At 68.3% G+C, this 16,959-nt stretch carries 12 protein-coding genes; 8 read left to right on the top strand and 4 right to left on the bottom strand.

The window, feature by feature from the left end; all coding sequences use genetic code 11:
* Nucleotides 1–382: 382 nt before the first annotated feature.
* The gene (locus tag AB1L88_RS22830; protein ID WP_367099006.1) at nucleotides 383–1,807 is read right to left on the bottom strand and encodes a replication initiator protein A; all 1,425 of its coding nucleotides are present in this window, start codon (nucleotides 1,805–1,807) and stop codon (nucleotides 383–385) included.
* Between the two features lie 1,249 nt (nucleotides 1,808–3,056).
* Here AB1L88_RS22830 and AB1L88_RS22825 point away from each other — a divergent pair.
* The 8 genes from AB1L88_RS22825 (at nucleotide 3,057) to AB1L88_RS22790 (ending at nucleotide 13,986) form a co-directional block, all read left to right on the top strand.
* Nucleotides 3,057–3,383, top strand: coding sequence for a hypothetical protein (locus tag AB1L88_RS22825; protein ID WP_367099005.1), 327 nt, complete (start codon nucleotides 3,057–3,059; stop codon nucleotides 3,381–3,383).
* A 418-nt stretch (nucleotides 3,384–3,801) separates the two neighbouring features.
* Entirely contained in the window at nucleotides 3,802–5,202 is a 1,401-nt protein-coding gene (locus AB1L88_RS22820; RefSeq protein ID WP_367099004.1) for an MFS transporter, read from the top strand.
* Between the two features lie 154 nt (nucleotides 5,203–5,356).
* Nucleotides 5,357–5,527: a toxin-antitoxin system HicB family antitoxin gene (locus AB1L88_RS22815; protein WP_367099003.1), complete on the top strand. Its 171-nt coding sequence runs from the start codon at nucleotides 5,357–5,359 to the stop codon at nucleotides 5,525–5,527.
* A gap of 92 nt (nucleotides 5,528–5,619) precedes the next feature.
* On the top strand, nucleotides 5,620–6,306 hold the full coding sequence (locus tag AB1L88_RS22810; RefSeq protein ID WP_367099002.1) for a PTS sugar transporter subunit IIA: 687 nt from the start codon (nucleotides 5,620–5,622) through the stop codon (nucleotides 6,304–6,306).
* A gap of 64 nt (nucleotides 6,307–6,370) precedes the next feature.
* Nucleotides 6,371–9,487 carry a DUF2309 domain-containing protein gene (locus AB1L88_RS22805; RefSeq protein WP_367099001.1) on the top strand — a complete coding sequence of 1,039 codons (3,117 nt, stop codon included), beginning with the start codon at nucleotides 6,371–6,373 and terminating at the stop codon, nucleotides 9,485–9,487.
* Nucleotides 9,484–10,872: a proton-conducting transporter membrane subunit gene (locus AB1L88_RS22800; protein WP_367099000.1), complete on the top strand. Its 1,389-nt coding sequence runs from the start codon at nucleotides 9,484–9,486 to the stop codon at nucleotides 10,870–10,872. Before AB1L88_RS22805 ends, AB1L88_RS22800 begins: the two co-directional genes overlap by 4 nt.
* A complete protein-coding gene (locus AB1L88_RS22795; RefSeq protein WP_367098999.1) occupies nucleotides 10,872–12,338 on the top strand; it encodes a proton-conducting transporter membrane subunit in 1,467 nt (488 codons plus the stop codon). The genes AB1L88_RS22800 and AB1L88_RS22795 overlap by 1 nt, the downstream gene beginning before the upstream one ends.
* A gap of 214 nt (nucleotides 12,339–12,552) precedes the next feature.
* On the top strand, nucleotides 12,553–13,986 hold the full coding sequence (locus AB1L88_RS22790) for a diadenylate cyclase (RefSeq protein WP_367098998.1): 1,434 nt from the start codon (nucleotides 12,553–12,555) through the stop codon (nucleotides 13,984–13,986).
* A 63-nt stretch (nucleotides 13,987–14,049) separates the two neighbouring features.
* On the opposite strand, the gene AB1L88_RS22785 is transcribed toward AB1L88_RS22790, so the two are convergent.
* Genes AB1L88_RS22785 through AB1L88_RS22775 form a run of 3 tightly spaced genes read right to left on the bottom strand, consistent with a single transcriptional unit; the run spans nucleotide 14,050 to nucleotide 16,823 of the window.
* Nucleotides 14,050–15,450: a sulfatase gene (locus tag AB1L88_RS22785; RefSeq protein WP_367098997.1), complete on the bottom strand. Its 1,401-nt coding sequence runs from the start codon at nucleotides 15,448–15,450 to the stop codon at nucleotides 14,050–14,052.
* A gap of 12 nt (nucleotides 15,451–15,462) precedes the next feature.
* Nucleotides 15,463–15,915 carry a hypothetical protein gene (locus AB1L88_RS22780; RefSeq protein ID WP_367098996.1) on the bottom strand — a complete coding sequence of 151 codons (453 nt, stop codon included), beginning with the start codon at nucleotides 15,913–15,915 and terminating at the stop codon, nucleotides 15,463–15,465.
* Nucleotides 15,915–16,823, bottom strand: a complete 909-nt coding sequence (locus AB1L88_RS22775; RefSeq protein WP_367098995.1) for a DUF1559 domain-containing protein — start codon at nucleotides 16,821–16,823, stop codon at nucleotides 15,915–15,917. The genes AB1L88_RS22780 and AB1L88_RS22775 overlap by 1 nt, the downstream gene beginning before the upstream one ends.
* Between the last annotated feature and the right edge of the window lie 136 nt (nucleotides 16,824–16,959).

The following is a 16,959-nucleotide window of genomic DNA, read 5'->3' as shown; positions in this document are numbered from 1 at the left end:
CGTTCCGCAGATCGGGCGAGCCCCCGCCCTGGCCGGCTCTCGAGACCCGGCTCGCCTGGACCTACCATTCCCGATGGAGGGGAAGTCCCCCCGACCAGGCTCCCAGACGGCCCGATTGCCTGATCCCCAGGACCCGCAATCGATCGTGGGAACCTTCCCCAAAGGATCGTGGACGCTCGGAAAGGGGTCGGGACGTGAGACGTCATTCGAATGATGCCGGGATGTGATCGTCAATCTCGACACACATACACCAATGATTGGCTGTGTGGACCACTCGCTCGTCAACGGGTGGGGGAGCGATCCGGGGCAAGGTCGAGGACGGAGGCCAGGCGGAGGGGCAGGGGGGACGTCTTGAGGGCGAGGGGGAGCGGGACGAGGAGGCTCAGTCGGTCGTGTCCGGATCGCCGAAGAGCAAGGCGCGGATGTGGGCCTCGCGGACGGTCTTGAGGTAGCTGCGCTTCAAGGGGGAGCGGAGGATGCCGGGCTCGGGGGGCATGGCCTTGAGGGCCTGGGCGTCGAGGGCGGCCTGGGCGTCGGGGGAGAGGCCGGACCAGTAGGCGTCGATCGCCTCGGCCTCGGCCTGCCGGCGGCGCCTCGCGTCGGCGGCATGGCGGCGGGCGTCGTCGAGCGTCGCCTGTTCCTGGCGGGCGGCCTGATCGTCGAGGTCTCGGGCGGCCTTCGGGCGGTAGCCCTTCGGGGGGGCGTAGTCGTCTCGGATGGCCCGGACGAGCCAGGCGCCGGCCTCCTTGACGTGGCCGGGCTTGTGCTCCTGGAGCCACTGGAGGAGGTCGAGCTTTGCCTCGATCCGGTCGGCCGGCACGGTGCGGACGAGGTCGGCGGCGACCCGGGGGGTGACCCCCTGGTCGATGAGCGGTCGGGAGAGGGGGTGGTTCGGGTCGTCGGTCGGGTCGGGCAGGGGGGGCTCCGGCTCGATCGGGGAGAAGGTCGGCTGCGGCCGGGCGATGCGGATGATCCAGTCGCGGCCCTGCTTGGTGTAGCGCTCCTCGCGGGGCAGGGGGGCGATGAAGCCGGTCTCCTCGAGCTCGGTGAGGGCGGGCTGGAGCTTCTCCTTGATCTTGCCGGCGTTGGAGGCGTAGTTGCGGCTCATGCCGATGTAGTCGATGGCGAACTCGCGGAGCTCGAACGACCACTCGGGGGAGGTGTAGAAGCGCTTGTCGAGGAAGCGGTACATGCGTTTCGAGATGGCGCTGCGGAAGCCGAAGTAGGTGTCGAGGTCGAGCCGCTTGAGGTTGTCGGCCTGGCAGCTCTCGATGAAGGTCTTGTTCCAGACGAAGTAGGAGAAGGGCTGCGGCTGGCTCCGGCCGGTGGCCTTGTCGTCGATCATGACGGTCTCGATGACGTGGAGCTTGGCCGTCAGGTGCTTCTTGGCCCGGTTGTCCCACCAGGTGTTGTCGTAGTAGAGGGTGACGCCGGACCAGCGGTTGAGCGACTCGTCGAGGCGGCGGTAGTACTTCCCCTCGTCGGGCCAGCGCAGGACTTTGAGCAGCTCGTACCGGGTGAAGTGGACCTTGGGGTCCTGGAAGTCGTTCTTCTTGCGGGTGAGCTGGATCAGGCCGACCAGGACGTCGGCGTCGGCGGCGGTGGGCAGGCCGTAGGCGTCGCTGCCGGAGACGGTCAAAGCGCCGTGCGGGTACTCGTAGCGGATCGACTGCTTCCCCTTGAGGCCGATCGGGACGCGGTCGGTCAGGAGGACGAGCGGGAACTCGGCGAAGTTCATCTCGTCGCGCCCGGCCTGCACGTCGGGGATCCGGGGCGAGTCGTCGGGGAAGAGCGGTAGCCGAGCCATTCACGGATCCTCGCCCGAAATTCTCAAGATCCAAGGAAGCACCACCAACCGCCGACAGTTGGTGTTAGTCTAACAGAGTTATTAAGGTTATGTAGTTATAGGGCGCGCAAATCTTTTCTTCGCTTGAACTTGCGGAACAAAATGTCCCTCATTTCCCGGTATTGTGTCCCTCGAATCCCGGTAAAGTGTCCCCCGAATCCCGGTGCGTTGTCCCTCGAATCCCGGTAGAAATGTCCCCCGGATCCCGGTGAGTGTCCCCCGAATCCCGGTAGGGAATGTCCCTCGAATCCCGGTAGGGGTTATCCCTCATTTCCCGGTAGGAGTAAGGGCGGGAACCGAGGGTTGGAAGACCTTGAATCGGGAAGGAGAAAAGTCCCTCGAATCCCGGTATCAGGGTGGCGAGGTCTCGGATTGATCGACGAGATCCCCCGGATCGCCCCATCCGGACCAGTTTGACCCGGGAATGGGCTCGTTGTCAGGGGGATGGAGGGGGCAATGTCCCTCGAATCCCGGTGAGGATGGCAGGCTTGAACCGGGTTTCAGGGGAGCGAAACGGCGAGGTGAGCGGTGGGGTTGAGGACGGGGACGGCGTCTGCAGACGGATTCTGGTTGCTTCAGGGCGTGAGTCGCGATGGAATCGAAATCGGCGTGAGGCTGTAGGAGCCGGGCGGTGCGAGAATGGGTATTCCCATGGTGTCAGGCAGCCCGGCAGGTCGAATCACCCAAGATATTCCGGTGCACTCCGGCTACGATGTCAGACCATGCTGCCAGGACGCCTTCGTCTCCGATCGCTGATGGTTGCCGTCGCGGTCGCCGGGTTCATCATTTGGTGGTGGACTCGGCCCCGGCTGCGAGAGGAGTCCTGGGGGCCCATCGGTAAGCCGATGCAGGTCAAACCGCCGGAGGAGCTTAGGCACGCAGACCCCTACGATCCCGATGCCCCTCCAGGGCTCAGGGAATCGTCGCGGGTGGGTGGCCCGGACAACGTGTTGTCCGGGTCGCGCAGCGACAAGAGGGGCCGGTGACCGCCCGGCCGACCCGGCTCAATCGAGGCTCGCTCGATCGCCTCTTGCGGCTTCGCCGCCCGGACAACAAAGTTGTCCGGGCCACCCCGCGGATGGAGGACGAGGCGTTGGTCGGTTCCAACCCATACGAAGCGCCGCAGTGCTTCCCGACCGACGACTTCGGGCCTCGGTCCCTGCAGAGGTGCAGACCCTCCCTCGCCGAGCTGGCAACGTTGCTCCTACTCGTGGTATCGGCCCTACCGTTCGCCTTGTTATCGAGCCTCTATTTCTTCGCGGTCCGGGCCGCGTTTTACCTCGGCCACTGGCCCTACTACGGCCACCCCGACCCGAAGGACTTGCCGCCCGACCTCCCGTGCGAATGGCTCAAGTACGCTGGTCCGCCAGCGGTCCTCGCACTACAGGTCGTCGCATCCCGCCCGCTTGTTGGGCGGTGCCGTGACTACGGAGGGCGCCTGCTCCTGGCCTTTGCCATGTTCCCGGCGTCCCTAATGCTCTGCTTCGCCTTGCTCGTCTCCGATCCGGTCGGTGTCCTCGATTGGTTTATGGACTGACCCCGGCTGACCTCGGCTTCCAGCGGGTACGGCCCGCCGCGACGGTCGTGCCAGTTAGCGTCTACCCGAGCTGGAACCTGGCGGGGTGGCATCGCGACGTCTCGTGGCCATGGAGGAGCGGCCGGGGCCCGCAGGCTTGTCCACGCAGACGTGGGAATTGCACCCGGCACGGGATCGGAGTGGCTTGGACCGGGCTTCGGTTCTTTTGCGACTCACGCCCCAAGATCGAAATCAGTTCACATTGGCACCTTGAAACGAGCATTGCCCAGTGGTGATCTGTGAGAGCTGGTAGGCGGAGCCGGGACGAGGCCATCGCGAGCCCTGCGGCGTATCTTCGTCGCCCGGGTCGGTGATAGGCTTCGGCGTGTGTCGAAGGCCGGGGCCGGGGTGGGTGGGTCGAACGATCGGGGTGGGCGGGATGACGATTCCTTCCGAGGCGGGGCGAGGCGCGGCGACCAACGGGGGGCTCCGGGAGCGGCTGGGGTTGCAGCGGCCGGAGCTGGTGGCGTGGGCGCTGTACGACTGGGCCAACTCGGCGATGGTGACGGTCATCGTGGCGTCGGTCTTCCCGATCTACTTCCTGAGGGTGGCGGGGGCCGACCTGCCGCCGGCGGTGGCCACGCAGCGGTTCGCGATCGCCAGCACGATCGGCCTGGCGCTGGTGGCGGTGATGGCGCCGATCCTGGGGGTGATCGCCGACCGGCTCGGGATCAAGAAGCGCTTGCTGGGCGCGTCGATGGCCGTCGGGGTGTCGGCGGTGGCGGGGATGTTCTTCATCGGGCAAGGGGATTGGCTGCTGGCCTGCGTGCTGTTGATCCTGGCCGAGGTGGGGGCGGGGCTGAGCTTCGTCTTCTACGACGCGCTCTTGCCGCACGTGGCGAGGCCGGAGGAGATGGACCGGGTGTCGGCGGCGGCGTATGCGCTGGGATACGTGGGCGGGGGGACCTTGCTGGCGGCCAACCTGGCCCTGATCCAGTGGCCGGGGTTGCTGGGGATCCCGTCGGGGGAGGGGGTCTCGGAGGCGATGGCCACCCTGCCGGCTCGCCTGGCGTTCGTGTCGGTGGCGGTCTGGTGGGTGGTCTTCTCGATCCCGCTGTTCCTGAGGGTGGGCGAGCCGGAGGCGGTGCCCGAGGCGGGAGAGCGGGATCGGGGGAATCCGGTGCGGGTCGCCTTCCGGGGCGTGGCAAGGACCCTGCGGGAGCTGCGGGGGTACCGGGAGGCGTTCGTGATGCTGATGGGGTTCCTGCTCTACAACGACGGGATCGGGACCATCATCAAGATGGCGGCGATCTTCGGGGCGGAGATCGGGCTGGGTCAGGGGGAGATGCTCCCGGCGATCCTGCTGGTGCAGTTTGTCGGGATCCCGTTCACGTTCCTGTTCGGGATGCTGGCCGGCCGGATCGGGGCGAAGCGGTCGATCGTGCTGGGCCTGGTGGTGTATACGGGGATCAGCATCCTTGGGTATGTGATGACGAGTGCGTCGCATTTCTTCCTGCTGGCGATCCTCATCGGGATGGTGCAGGGGGGGACGCAGGCCTTGAGCCGGTCGCTGTTCGCCAGCCTGATCCCGAAGCCGCGATCGGGGGAGTTCTTCGGCTTCTTCGCGATTGCCGAGAAGTTCGCGGGCATCCTGGGACCCGCCTGCTTCGCGGCCGTCATCGCGCTGACCGGGTCGAGCCGGTCGGCCATCCTGTCGGTGATCGTCTTCTTCGTGGTGGGAGGAGGGCTCTTGCTCCTCGTCGACGTCGAGGCGGGGCGGAGCAAGGCGAGGGAGGAGGAACGGGAGCTGGAACTCGTGAACGACCCGGGGGTGGCGTGACCGGCGGTCGTCGCGAGGCGAAATCGATCGATCGGGGCACTGCTCGGTTGACAATCGGGGATCATGCCGGAGAATGTCCTCAGATGTCACTCGATGTCTCTGTTCGACGCTTCGTGTTCCCGGCCCGCGATCCGGCCCTGATCCGAGGATTCCGATGCCCGAAACGGTTGTTCATTTTCAGATTCGCATGCCACCAGACCTGCACGAGCAGCTTTCCAGCCGAGCCCGGGAGGAGAAGTGCTCGTTGAACGCGCTGATCGTCTCGATCCTGAAGGGGGCCGAGGAGCGGGCCGTCGCCGAGGGATCGTCCGCGGCGCAGGGCTAGTCGGCGGGCGCGGCGGGCCTGGCCGGGTACCCGAGGAGAGTCCTGAACCCGGGTCGAGGCGGTGAGAACGGGATCCGGGTGGGGGCGCGACGGTGAACCTTTCGGTCAAGGACACGGCCCGCATTCTGAGCGTGTCCGAGAAGACGATCTATCGCTGGATCAAGCAGCAGTCGATCCCGGCGTATCGGGTGCAGGACCAGTACCGGTTCAATCGGGCCGAGGTGCTGGAGTGGGCCACGTCGCGGCGGTTGAAGGTCTCGGACGAGATCTTCAACGAGCCGGAGGCGGCCGGCCAGCCGGTGCCGTCGCTGGTCGAGGCGATGGAGTCGGGGGGGGTCCATTATCGCGTCTCGGGTCATGACACGGAGTCGGCGCTGCGCGAGGTGGTCCAGCTGTTAAGGCTGCCCGGGGAAGTGGATCGCGAGTTCCTGCTCCGGGTCCTGCTGGCCCGGGAGGCGATGGCGCCGACGGCCATCGGCGATGGGATCGCGATTCCTCACGTGAGGAATCCGGTGGTGCTGCACATCGATCGGCCGACCATCGCCCTGTGCTTCCTGGAGCAAGCGATCGCCTACGGTGCCCTGGACGGGGGGCCCGTGAACATCTTGTTCGCGATCATCAGCCCGACGACGCGGGCCCACCTGCATTTGCTGGCGAAGCTGTCGTTCGTGCTGCGCGATGCCGAGGTCCGGGAGGGCCTGCGGGGCCAGGCGCCTCGGCAACGCATCCTCGATCTGGTCAGGGCGGCCGAGGATCGGCTCGTCGGCGCCGGGTCGTGACGGTTGCTCGATTCGATCGGCTGGTTCGACGCGAGACTTCATCGACGCCCTTGGCCCGACTCTCATGCAAGACGGAAGGACGCTGCGGGCCGATCGGCGGCGGCCCGGCGACGAGGGAACGCCGACCGATCGGCTGGAGGATCAGGTCGAGCACGCGGCGCACGTGCTGCCGTCGCAAGGGCCGATCACGGTCTTCGTGCATCACAATCCGCTGCATGCGTTCGAGGGGTTGCCGTTCGACGAGGCGTTGGGCGCGGCCTCGGCCCTGTACGGGTGCCATCCGTACCTGCCGGAAGACCACTATCGGGCCGAGGTCGATCGCGGCCGGATCGGCCGCCGCGATCTCGCCGAGGTGCTCATGGAGGACCTGGGCGAGGATGCGGATCTGCTGATCGGATTCATGGGCACGCGGTATCACCTCCGGCTGGCGATGCTCGAACATCCCTTGCGCACCGGGACCGACGCCGAGATCCGCTGGCTGGTCACCGGGAGCGACGCGCTGAAGCGGTTCCGATCGGAGACCCCGCCCGACGTGCGGCGCAGGATGATCGATCAGACGCGGGATTGGGCCTTGCGGGCGTCTCGGGAGGGGCGATCGGGGGGGGAGGGGGGCGAGGCCCTGACCCGGTTGCTGGGGCAGGTCCGGGGGAGTCGGGTCGGCCGGTGGGATGATCGGGTGTGGGAGGCCTTCACGCTGCGGCTCCTCTGGCGGGTGTGTCACGCCGGGGTGCATGGGGTGAAGCGGCTCGGCGATCCGCCGCCGGGGTCGTCGGTCAGCTCGGCCGCCCCGGTCCGCCACCGGGACTTCCTGCTGTTGGCGACGGGGAGGGACACCGATCGGTTGGTCCATGGGCAGCTCATCACGTTCTTGTCGGCGTTTCTTGATCAAGGGTTGGCGGCCTGGATGATGCCCGGCCGGTCGCTCGGCCTGTTCCGGGGGTTCGTGGGGCTGTACAAGGATGCCCGGCCGGTTGAGCCCTGGTTGCGAGGGCTCCCCGGGTTGCTCCGGGAGATCGACCGGTCGGGGCAATCGGCGATCGGCTCGCTGGAATCGTCGCTGGCGGAGCTGGGGGTGGCGGATCCGGAACGCGAGGCGTTTCTTTCCGCCACGCTGCTGGCGCTTCCCGGGTGGTTCGGGATGATCCGGCAGTTGGAGACGAATGCGGAATGGGCGGTCCATCCGGCGCCCCCGGGGACGCTCCGAGAGGCCCTGGCGGTCCGCCTGCTGCTGGAACGACTGGCGTTGGGCCACGAGGCCCGGGAGGCGCTGGGCCGACCGCCGAGGCTGGAGACGATGCGGCATGAGCTGCACCATCGCATCCCGCAGGCCCCCCGAGTGAGCGTGGACCAGCGGACCTCGCTGGTGTTCCAACTGGCCCAGGTCCGGGGCTGGAGCCCGTCGGATCTGGATCGGTTGTCCGGGGTCGAGTGGTCCCGGTTGGTCGGGGAGATCGAGGGGTTCGGGAGCCTGGCGCGCCGCCGGGTCTATCATCGGGCGTTCGAGCGTCGTTATCGGCACCAGGCCCTCGACGCCCTGGCGTCGCACGCCGATCGGGTCCGGGCCGGGGGAGAGGTCGATCGTCGACGACCGGAAGTCCAGGTGATCACATGTATTGACGATCGCGAGGAGTCGTTTCGGAGGCACCTGGAGGAGCAGGGCCCGGAGGTCGAGACGTTCGGCGCGGCCGGGTTTTTCGGCGTGGCGATGTATTACCGGGGGGTGGGCGACGCCCACTATCGCCCGCTCTGCCCGGTGGTGGTGAAGCCTCGCCATTACGTCCGGGAACAGGCGGCGTACTCGCTGACCGGCGGCAGCCGGCAGCGGGCGGAGACGAGGAGGCTGCTGGGGACGGCCCTGAGGCACTGGCACCAGGGCAGCCGAGGGCTGCTGGGCGGGATCGCCACGGCGATGCTCGGCTCGCTGGCGTCGGTGCCATTGCTGACGCGGATCCTCCTGCCGAGGCTGACGGCCCGGATCAATCGGCAGACGGTCGGATTCGTGGCGTTTCCTCCTGTTACGGAACTCACCATCCGGCGCCTGTCGGACCCTCCCGGGCCCGAGGAGGACCACCTGGGGTTCTCCGATGCCGAGATGGCCGAGATGGTCCTTCGCCTCCTGCAGGACATCGGGCTGACCGGAGGGTTTGCCGGGCTGGTCGTGGTCATCGGGCATGGGTCGAGCAGCCTGAACAACCCGCATGAGTCGGCCTATAACTGCGGGGCCTGCAGCGGAGGGCTCGGCGGGGCCAATGCGCGCTCATTTGCCTTGATGGCGAATGATGCCCGGGTCCGGGCGATCCTCGACGATCGGGGGATGAGCATCCCCGAGGGGACGGTGTTCGTGGGGGCCTTCCACGACACGAGCACCGAGGACGTGATCTTCTATGACCTGGACCGGATCCCGACCGCCCACCGTCGGGCGTTCGAGCGGTTTCGGGAGCGGATCGACCTGGCCCGCGGGCGGAACGCCCATGAACGCTGCCGGCGGTTCGAGTCGGCCGACCTCGGCCTGTCCCTGGCCGAGGCCCTGGAACACGTCGAGACGCGGGCGGACGACCTGTCGCAGGTCCGGCCGGAGTACAACCACGCGACCAACGCGCTGTGCCTGGTGGGGCGTCGCGCGTGGAGCCGGGGGTTGTTCCTCGATCGTCGGGCGTTCCTCGCCTCGTATGATCCCGGCGGGGACGATGACGAGCAGACGATCCTCCGCCGGATCTTGCAGGCGGTGATCCCGGTGTGCTCGGGGATCAACCTGGAGTATTACTTCTCGAGGGTCGATCCCGCCGGGTACGGCTGCGGATCAAAGCTGCCGCACAACATCACCTCGATGCTGGGGGTGATGGAGGGGGCCCAGAGCGACCTCCGCCCGGGGTTGTCGCAACAGATGGTCGAGATCCATGAGCCGATGCGGATTCTCTTCGTGATCGAGGCGACGCCGGACGCGCTGGAGTTGATCATGGATCGGGTCGAGGCGATCGGCCGGTTGGTGCGGAACGGATGGGTCCAGATGGCGACGATCAGCCCGAACGGGCGACGCCTCCACGTGTACCGCGACGGCCGATTTGCCCCGTATGCCCCGGAGTCGGGCGAGCTGGCCGAGGCGGGCTCGTCGCTCGACTGGTATCAAGGGCGGCGCGAGGCCCTGGGGTTTGCCTCGATCGCCCCCCGAGGTGGACGATGAGCGATTCTCTGGCGTTCGAACTCATGGGGACGGCGGTGCTGGCCATGCCGGCCTTGCTGCTGGCGGTCCTCGGGATTTCCTTGCTGGTGGACCGGCCGTGGAGCGAGCGGGCGATCGCGCGGTGGACCGAGGCAAGCGTCGTGACGGCGCTGACCGCCGCCGTTGGGGTGCTGGTTCTGATGCTGGTGACGGGGGATCGGGAGCTCTCCCTCGACCTGGGGTCGCTGATCGCGATCCCGGAGGAGCATTTCCACTTTCGGCTGAAGTTCGTGTTCGATCGGCTTTCGGTGCCGTTCCTGATCCTCTCGCTGGTGCTGATCGGGCTGGTGGGGGCGTTCGCCAACCGCTATTTGCACCGGGAGCCGGGCTATGCGCGATTCTTCCTGTGCTATGCCGTGTTCTTGATGGGGATGGTGGTCGCTTCGCTGGCGGGGACGATCGAGGCCTTGTTCCTGGGGTGGGAGCTGGTGGGGTTGTCGTCGGCCTTGCTGGTGGCCTTCTTCCACGAGCGGTCGGCGCCGGTGATGAATGCGCAGCGGGTCTGGTCGGTGTACCGCACCTCCGACGCGGCGTTCCTGCTGGCCGCGGTGGCGCTGCATCATGCCTCGGGGGGTGGCGACTTCGAGGCGATGACCGGGACCGGCCCCTGGCCGGAGGCCAGGGCGAGCCTGACGTCGGGTCAGGCGTTCGGGGTGGGGTTGCTGCTCCTGCTGGCGGCCGCGGGCAAGTCGGGCCTGGTCCCGTTTTCGGGGTGGGTCCCGAGGGCGATGGAGGGCCCGACCCCGTCGAGCGCGGTCTTCTACGGGGCCCTCTCGGTCCACCTGGGGGCGTTCCTCCTGCTGCGTGTCAGCCCGATCCTGGAACGGTCGGCGGTCTTGTGCGGGATCGTGGTGGTGCTGGGATTGGCGACGGCCGTGGTCGCGGCGATCGTGGGGCGGGTGCAATCGGACGTGAAGGGGGTGCTGGCGTTCGCCTCGCTGACGCAGGTGGGGATCATCGTCGCGGAGATCGGGCTCGGCTTGCGCTACATCCCCTTGATCCACATGATTGGGCATGCTTGCTTGAGGACGCTCCAATTGCTCCGCGCCCCGTCCTTGCTGAGGGACTACCACCAGATCGAGAACGCGATGGGCCGGCGGCTCGAACGGCACAACGCCTGGTTCGAGGGCGTGTTGTCGGCCCCGATGGCGTTGCGCCTGTATCGGTTCGGGCTGGATCGCGGCCGGTTCGATGCCGCGCTGGATCGGTTCGTCGTGACCCCGTTCATCCGGGCCTTCCGGTGGTGCGACGGCATGGAGCGGCGATGGACGGATTTCCTGGCGGGGACGGGCTCGCGGGAATCGGACCGGGTGCCGGCCTCTGCCCCGAATGTTGAGGAGCTGTGATGCTCGGCCTCCACCAGCCGTGGCTGGGACTCTGCGTGACCATCCCGGTGCTCGGGGCTTTGGTGGTGCGGTTCACGGGCCAGCCCGAGGCCGCCCGCCGCCGGAGCCTGGTGGCGTGCGGCCTGACGCTGGCCTGCGCCGTCGCCGCCTGGCACGACTTCGAATCGCTCCGGGTTCGGGAGGCTCACGACCCCGACGGGTGGTCGATCTGGCCGCTCGGCGGGGGCTTGCTCGTGGTCGACGCGTTGAGCGCGCCGCTGTTGCCGCTGGGGGCGTTGCTGTTCCTGCTCACCCACCTGGCGACCCTGAGGACCAAGGTCCGTGAGTTCTCGTTTGCGCGATCGCTGGTCTCCGAGGCGATCCTGCTGGCGACTTTTTCGAGCAAGAGCCCGTGGCTGGTCGGGCTCTTGCTGGCGGCGGGGGCCGTCCCGCCGTACCTGGAATTGCGCAAAGCGAGCAAGCCGACCCGGGTCTATGTACTGTTCATGGGGGCGTTCGTCGTCCTGCTCGTGCTCGGGTTGGCGATCCTGTCGAGTGCCCCCGGGGGCAGTCGCCTCTCGGTTGTGGCGGTGGTCTTGCTGACGGCGGCGGTCTTGCTGCGGAGCGGCATCGCGCCGGTGCATTGCTGGATGACCGACCTGTTCGAGCACGTGAGCTTCGGGACGGCCTTGCTCTACGTCTCTCCGATGGTGGGGGCCTATGGCCTGGTCCGACTGGTGTTGCCGGTCGCGCCGACCTGGGTGCTGTCGGCCGTGGCGATGGCCTCGCTCGTCACGGCGGTTTACGCCGCGGGGATGGCGCTGGTCCAGCGCGAGGCGCGGCGATTCTTCAGCTACGTGTTCCTGAGCCATTCGTCGCTGGTGCTGGTGGGCCTGGAGACGGCCACGCCGATCGGGCTGACCGGTTCGCTGAGCCTTTGGCTCTCCGTCGCGCTGTCGCTGACGGGGTTCGGCCTGGTCTTGCGGTGTGTCGAGGCGAGGACGGGGCGGATCTCGCTCCTCGACTTCCACGGCCTCTACCCGCATGTGCCGGGGCTGGCGGCCTTGTTCCTGATCACCGGGTTGGCCAGCATCGGGTTTCCGGGGACCGCCGGGTTCGTGGGGCTGGAGCTCCTGGTCGAGGGAGTGATCCAGGTCTTGCCGATCGCGGGGGCGCTGGTCGTGATCGTCGCGGCGCTGAATGGGCTTGCGGTGATGTACGCATATTTCCTGATCTTCACGGGGCGTCCCCACTCCAGCACGATCGACCTGAGGATCCGGCCCTCGGAGCGCATCGCGGTGCTCATCCTGACCGCGATGATCCTGATCGGGGGCGTGTTCCCCCAGCGGGGCGTCGATACGCGGTACCGGGCCGCCCTCAGCCTGGCCGCCCCGCGCGACGATCGAGGTCAGACGCAACCCGGCAGGGCACGCGAACCCGGACCGACGATTGAGCGCACGATTGCGCATGGACCCGGCCCTTTCTGAGTGACCTTGCGCGGAGACTCGGTTAGGATCTCCAGTCAACTCGACTCGCCATCGCACTTTGCCCGATCCGGGTCGATGCGAGCGCGGCCGGCATGGGGCCTACGCCCGGATCGCCCGAGGGGTTCGACGCCGACCGTCCGATCCGATCCACCGTCCGAACCGATTCAAGGGGGCCTGCACCATTCCTGCGATGCCCGATCCGAGCTGGCGAGAGTTGGCCGACATCCTGGCCCTCAGCTATCTCGCTCACCGCCTGCTGCTGTTCGCCCGGGGCACCCGAGCCCTGCAGGTCTTGCTGAGCCTGGTGGCGCTCTGGGCGCTCTGGCACCTGGCGAGGCGGACCGGCCTGGAACTGACGGGGTGGATCCTGGGATCGGCCATCCAGCTCGCACCGATCGCGTTGATCGTGGTCTTCCGCAACGAGCTGCGAGAGGTCCTGATTCATGCCGGTCCGCTCCGCTTGCTGGCCGGTCGGCGCCCGCTGGTCGGGCCGATCGACCCGACCGCGGTGGCCGAGGCGGCCTTCCGCCTGGCCGCGTCCCGGACGGGGGCCCTCCTGGTCTTCCAGGGGAGAGACCGCCTGGACCGCCTGGCCCAGCAAGGAGAGCGGATCGATGCCCGGTTCAGTGCCCCGCTCGTCGAGAGCCTGTTTGTGAAGGAGAGCCCGGTTCACGACGGCGCCGTGCTGGTCCAGGACGGCCGGATCGATCGGGTCGGGACGCTCTTGCCCCTGTCGACCAGCCCGGGGCTGCCCGCCCAGTACGGCACGCGTCACCGTGCCGCCGTCGGCCTGAGCGAGCGGTGCGACGCAGTCGTCTTGATCGTCTCGGAGGAGCGAGGCGAGGTCTCGCTGGCGAAGGGGGGGGAGATCGAGCAGGTCGCGACTCCCGAAGACCTGGAGCGGTCGCTCGTGGGGGGGCCGGTCGGCGTGGGGCGGGCTGACGCCCGGGGGGGGCGGCTCGCGGGGCTCGCCTCCGCCTGGGGAGGGTTCCTGCTGACGACCCTGGCGGTTTCCGTCGTGTGGGCGCTTTACGACCTCCAGCAGGTCGCGCAGCGGACCGTGACCGCGACGGTCCAGTTCCGAGGGTTGCCCGAGTCGCTGGAGCTGGTCGACCCGCCCGAGACGTTCGAATTGCAGGTGTGGGGGAAGCAGTCGCTGATTGACAACCTGCCGTCCGAGGGGATCACGGCGACGGTCGACCTGTCCGGGGCAGAGCAAGGGGGGACCTACACCCTTGAACGTGGTGATCTGACGGTTGACGTGCCGGCCGGGGTGGAGTGGTCGTTGTCCGAGTCGTCGATGGGTCTGGGTCTGGTCGAGCGGGTCGAAGTGACGGTCCCGGTCCAGGTGCGTCTGGAAGGGGAGCCGCCGCAGGGCCGGGCCTTCGCCGTGCTGCGGGCCGAACCGGATCGGGTGGTCCTGCTCGTGCCGAAGCGGGTGGGCGATCGCCTGGAGGCCGTGGAAACCCGGCCGATCCACGTCGGGTCGCTCGGGATCGATGCCGACACCCCGGAGGCGACCGTGACGATTCCGCTGGAGCTGAGCCGGCATTCCGCCCGGCCGGTCGCCGGGTCGACCGATACGGTCCGCGTGACCATCGGGCTGAGGCCGGCCGATCCGCAGGAGGATCCGGCGACGGGCCCGTGAGCAAACGCCCGAGCCGGCCCGGCGGATGGGGTCGGGCCGGCTCAAGCGTCGCGATCCGTTGATTCATCGGGCCGGGGGAGCGTCCGGGGCATCGGTCGAGGGCAGGTGCGAGGACAGCTCGTCCTTGACCGATTGCCAGCGGGGGTCGGCGGCGAGGTTCGTCCACTCGCGGGGGTCGGCCTGGTGGTCGTAGAGCTCCTCGGAGCCGTCGGCGTAGCGGATGTACCGCCATCGCTCGGATCGGACGGCGTGATTCCCGCGGCCGTGCGTGGTCAGGGCGGGCCGATCCCGGGGGGCCCCGGGATCCCGGAGCAGCGGGGCGAGGCTTTCCCCCTCCAGCTCGGGCCGGCCCGGGAGCCTGCAGAGGTCGATCAGGGTCGGGTAGAGGTCGAGCAGCGAGACGGTCCGATCGCTCCGGCCGTCCGCCTCGGTCAGGCCGGGGGCGACGACGATCAGGGGGACCCGGGTCGCTTCCTCCCAGAGGGCGAACTTCCGCCAGTGCTGCTTCTGGCCGAGGTGCCAGCCGTGGTCACCCCAGAAGACGATGATCGTGTCGTCGCGATGGCCGCTTGCGTCGAGGGCGTCGAGCAGGCGGCCGATCTGGGCGTCGGCGAACTCGATGCTGGCGAGATATCCCTGGACCGCCTTCTCCCACTGGCCGGCCGCGACGACCTTGCGGTGGTCGCCGTCGGGCCTGGCCATGGCGATCCCGGCGGGGGGGAGATCGTCGAGGTCGTTCGCGAGGGTCTCGGGGAGGATGATCTCGTCGACCGGGTAGTGGTCGAAGTAAGCGCGGGGGGTGTACCAGGGGAGGTGCGGCCGGATCAGGCCGACGGCCAGGAAGAAGGGGGCTTCCCGGTCGGCCTGGAGCCAGTCGATCGCCCAGGAGACGGTCTTGGAGTCGCCCATCGCCTCGTCGGGCACGTCGAGCGGCCCCCAGTCGAAATGGGCCGCGCCGGGGATCCCGTTGACGGGGGTCTGCTCGGGCTTCGGGTGATCGGAGCCCTTCAGGCCGAACCACTCGGGCCACGAGTCGCGGTCGTTGAAGCTGTTGTGGAAGAGCTTCCCGCCGCCGGCGACGTCGTAGCCGGCGGCCGAGAAGTGCTGGGGCAGGGTCACGGCGTCGGGTAGGACCGGACGCCAGGGCTGGTTGTTGTGGTAGACGCCGGTCGTCGAAGGCTGCAGGCCCGTCATCAGGCTGGTCCGGGACGGGTTGCACGCGGGGGCCGAGCAATAGGCCCGGGTGAAGTGGACGCCCCGGGCCGCGAGGCGGTCCAGGTTGGGCGTCCGGGCCTGGGGGTGTCCGCCGAGGAACCCGGCCCAGTCGTTCAGGTCGTCGACCGCAATGAAGAGGACATTCGGCCGGCTCGGCGGGTCGTCGGCCCGCGAGGGGGCGGCCACCGCGAGCGCGACGGCCGCGAACCAGAGACGCGGGAGGATGCCCTTGAATGCGAGTTTTTTCATAAAATACCCTGGTTACCTGGTGGTCACGGCGAACTCGAAGTGGTTGTCGCCGCCGTCGCCCACCTCGACGCGGAGCGTGCTGGCGCGATTGAATCGCGGGGGGACGATGTTCTCGGTCTCCTCGGCCGTCTGGCCGAGGAGGTCGGGGTGTTCGATGATCCGCCCGGTGGGGCGGACGGCATCGATCTCGACGCGATAGGGGCCGGGTTCGGGGCCCTCGGAGGGGGGGATCCGGAATGCGCCGCCCTGGACGACACCGGTGACCGCCGGCCCGCTCGACTCGGGAATCAGGGTGATGTGGGCCTCGTCGAGGGGTTGGCCGTCGAGCAGGACCTGGCCCGTCACGGCGACCCCGCCCTGGTCGGGGGCCGGGCCGCACCCCGGGAGGCTCAGGAGGAGCGCGGCCAGGGCGACGGGCGGCGAGAGGGGGGCAAGGGTGGTCCGGATCGGGTGATCGCCTCGCATCAGAACTGGTCTCCGCTGATGACCTCGCCGCCGGCCCGGCTGCTCAGGGCCCGCCAGACGATCAGATCGATCGAGTCCTTGACGAATCGCACGGAGCCGTCGCCGAGGAGGGTGTGCACGCCGCCGGGGTGGAAGCTGCGCGAGCCGATGTAATGCTGGGGGCCCTGGCCGGTGTTGCGGATGCAGGGGGACCTCAGGTCAGGGCGGTCCCAGCAGGCGCCGTAGTCGGCGGCGCGGCTATTGGGGCCGATCCGGCTCGAAATCTGGTGCGACGAGGGCTGATCGCTCCAGATCCGGCCGCGACGGTCGATGACGTCGACCGGCTGGCCGAGCGGGTGGGGGGCCTGGATCAGCTCGGCCATCAGGAGGGTGTTCGTCGTGCCGTCGCGGATCTCGGCGAAGGTCGCCCCGTAGTTCAGGCCGAAGGGGGACGGCAGGATCTGGTCGCCGTAGGTGTTCTGGCCCCAGTTGACGCCGTAGTTGCCCTTCACGTCGGTGACGTTGCCGCCGTTGTTGACGAACCGCTGCTGTTCGTCGGTCGGGCAGCTGAAGACCGAGACGATCGAGGCCCGGGTCGTCTCGTTGGCGGAGACCTGGAAGCTCAGGTCGTAGTTGTAGCTCTCGAAGAGGTTGCGCTGCTCCAGGAACGGCAGCAAGGACGCGAGGAAGGGCCGGCGATAGGCCCCACTGGGGGTCTGGACCTGGACCGATCCCATCGGGAATCGGCCCCAGGCGTCGTGGTAGTTGTGCAGGGCCAGGCCGATTTGCTTCAGGTTGTTTGAGCACTGGGCACGCCTGGCCGCCTCTCTGGCCGATTGCACCGCGGGCAGGAGCAGCGCGATCAGGACGCCGATGATGGCGATCACCACCAGTAATTCAATGAGCGTGAAACCGCGTCGATCGTTCATGGGTTTTGGTCCTCGGTCTGCTTCGGGGATACTCGGGCGCACCGTACCGGGAGCGGTGACCGTTCCCCCATCGCGGGGGGATCTCTCGGTCCGATGCTGCCGGATCGTTGGGAAGAGGGGGCCCGGTCGGGGCCTA

This window comes from Tautonia sp. JC769 (assembly GCF_040717455.1).
GTDB lineage: Bacteria > Planctomycetota > Planctomycetia > Isosphaerales > Isosphaeraceae > Tautonia.
This window is presented reverse-complemented; position numbering and strand designations above follow the sequence as displayed.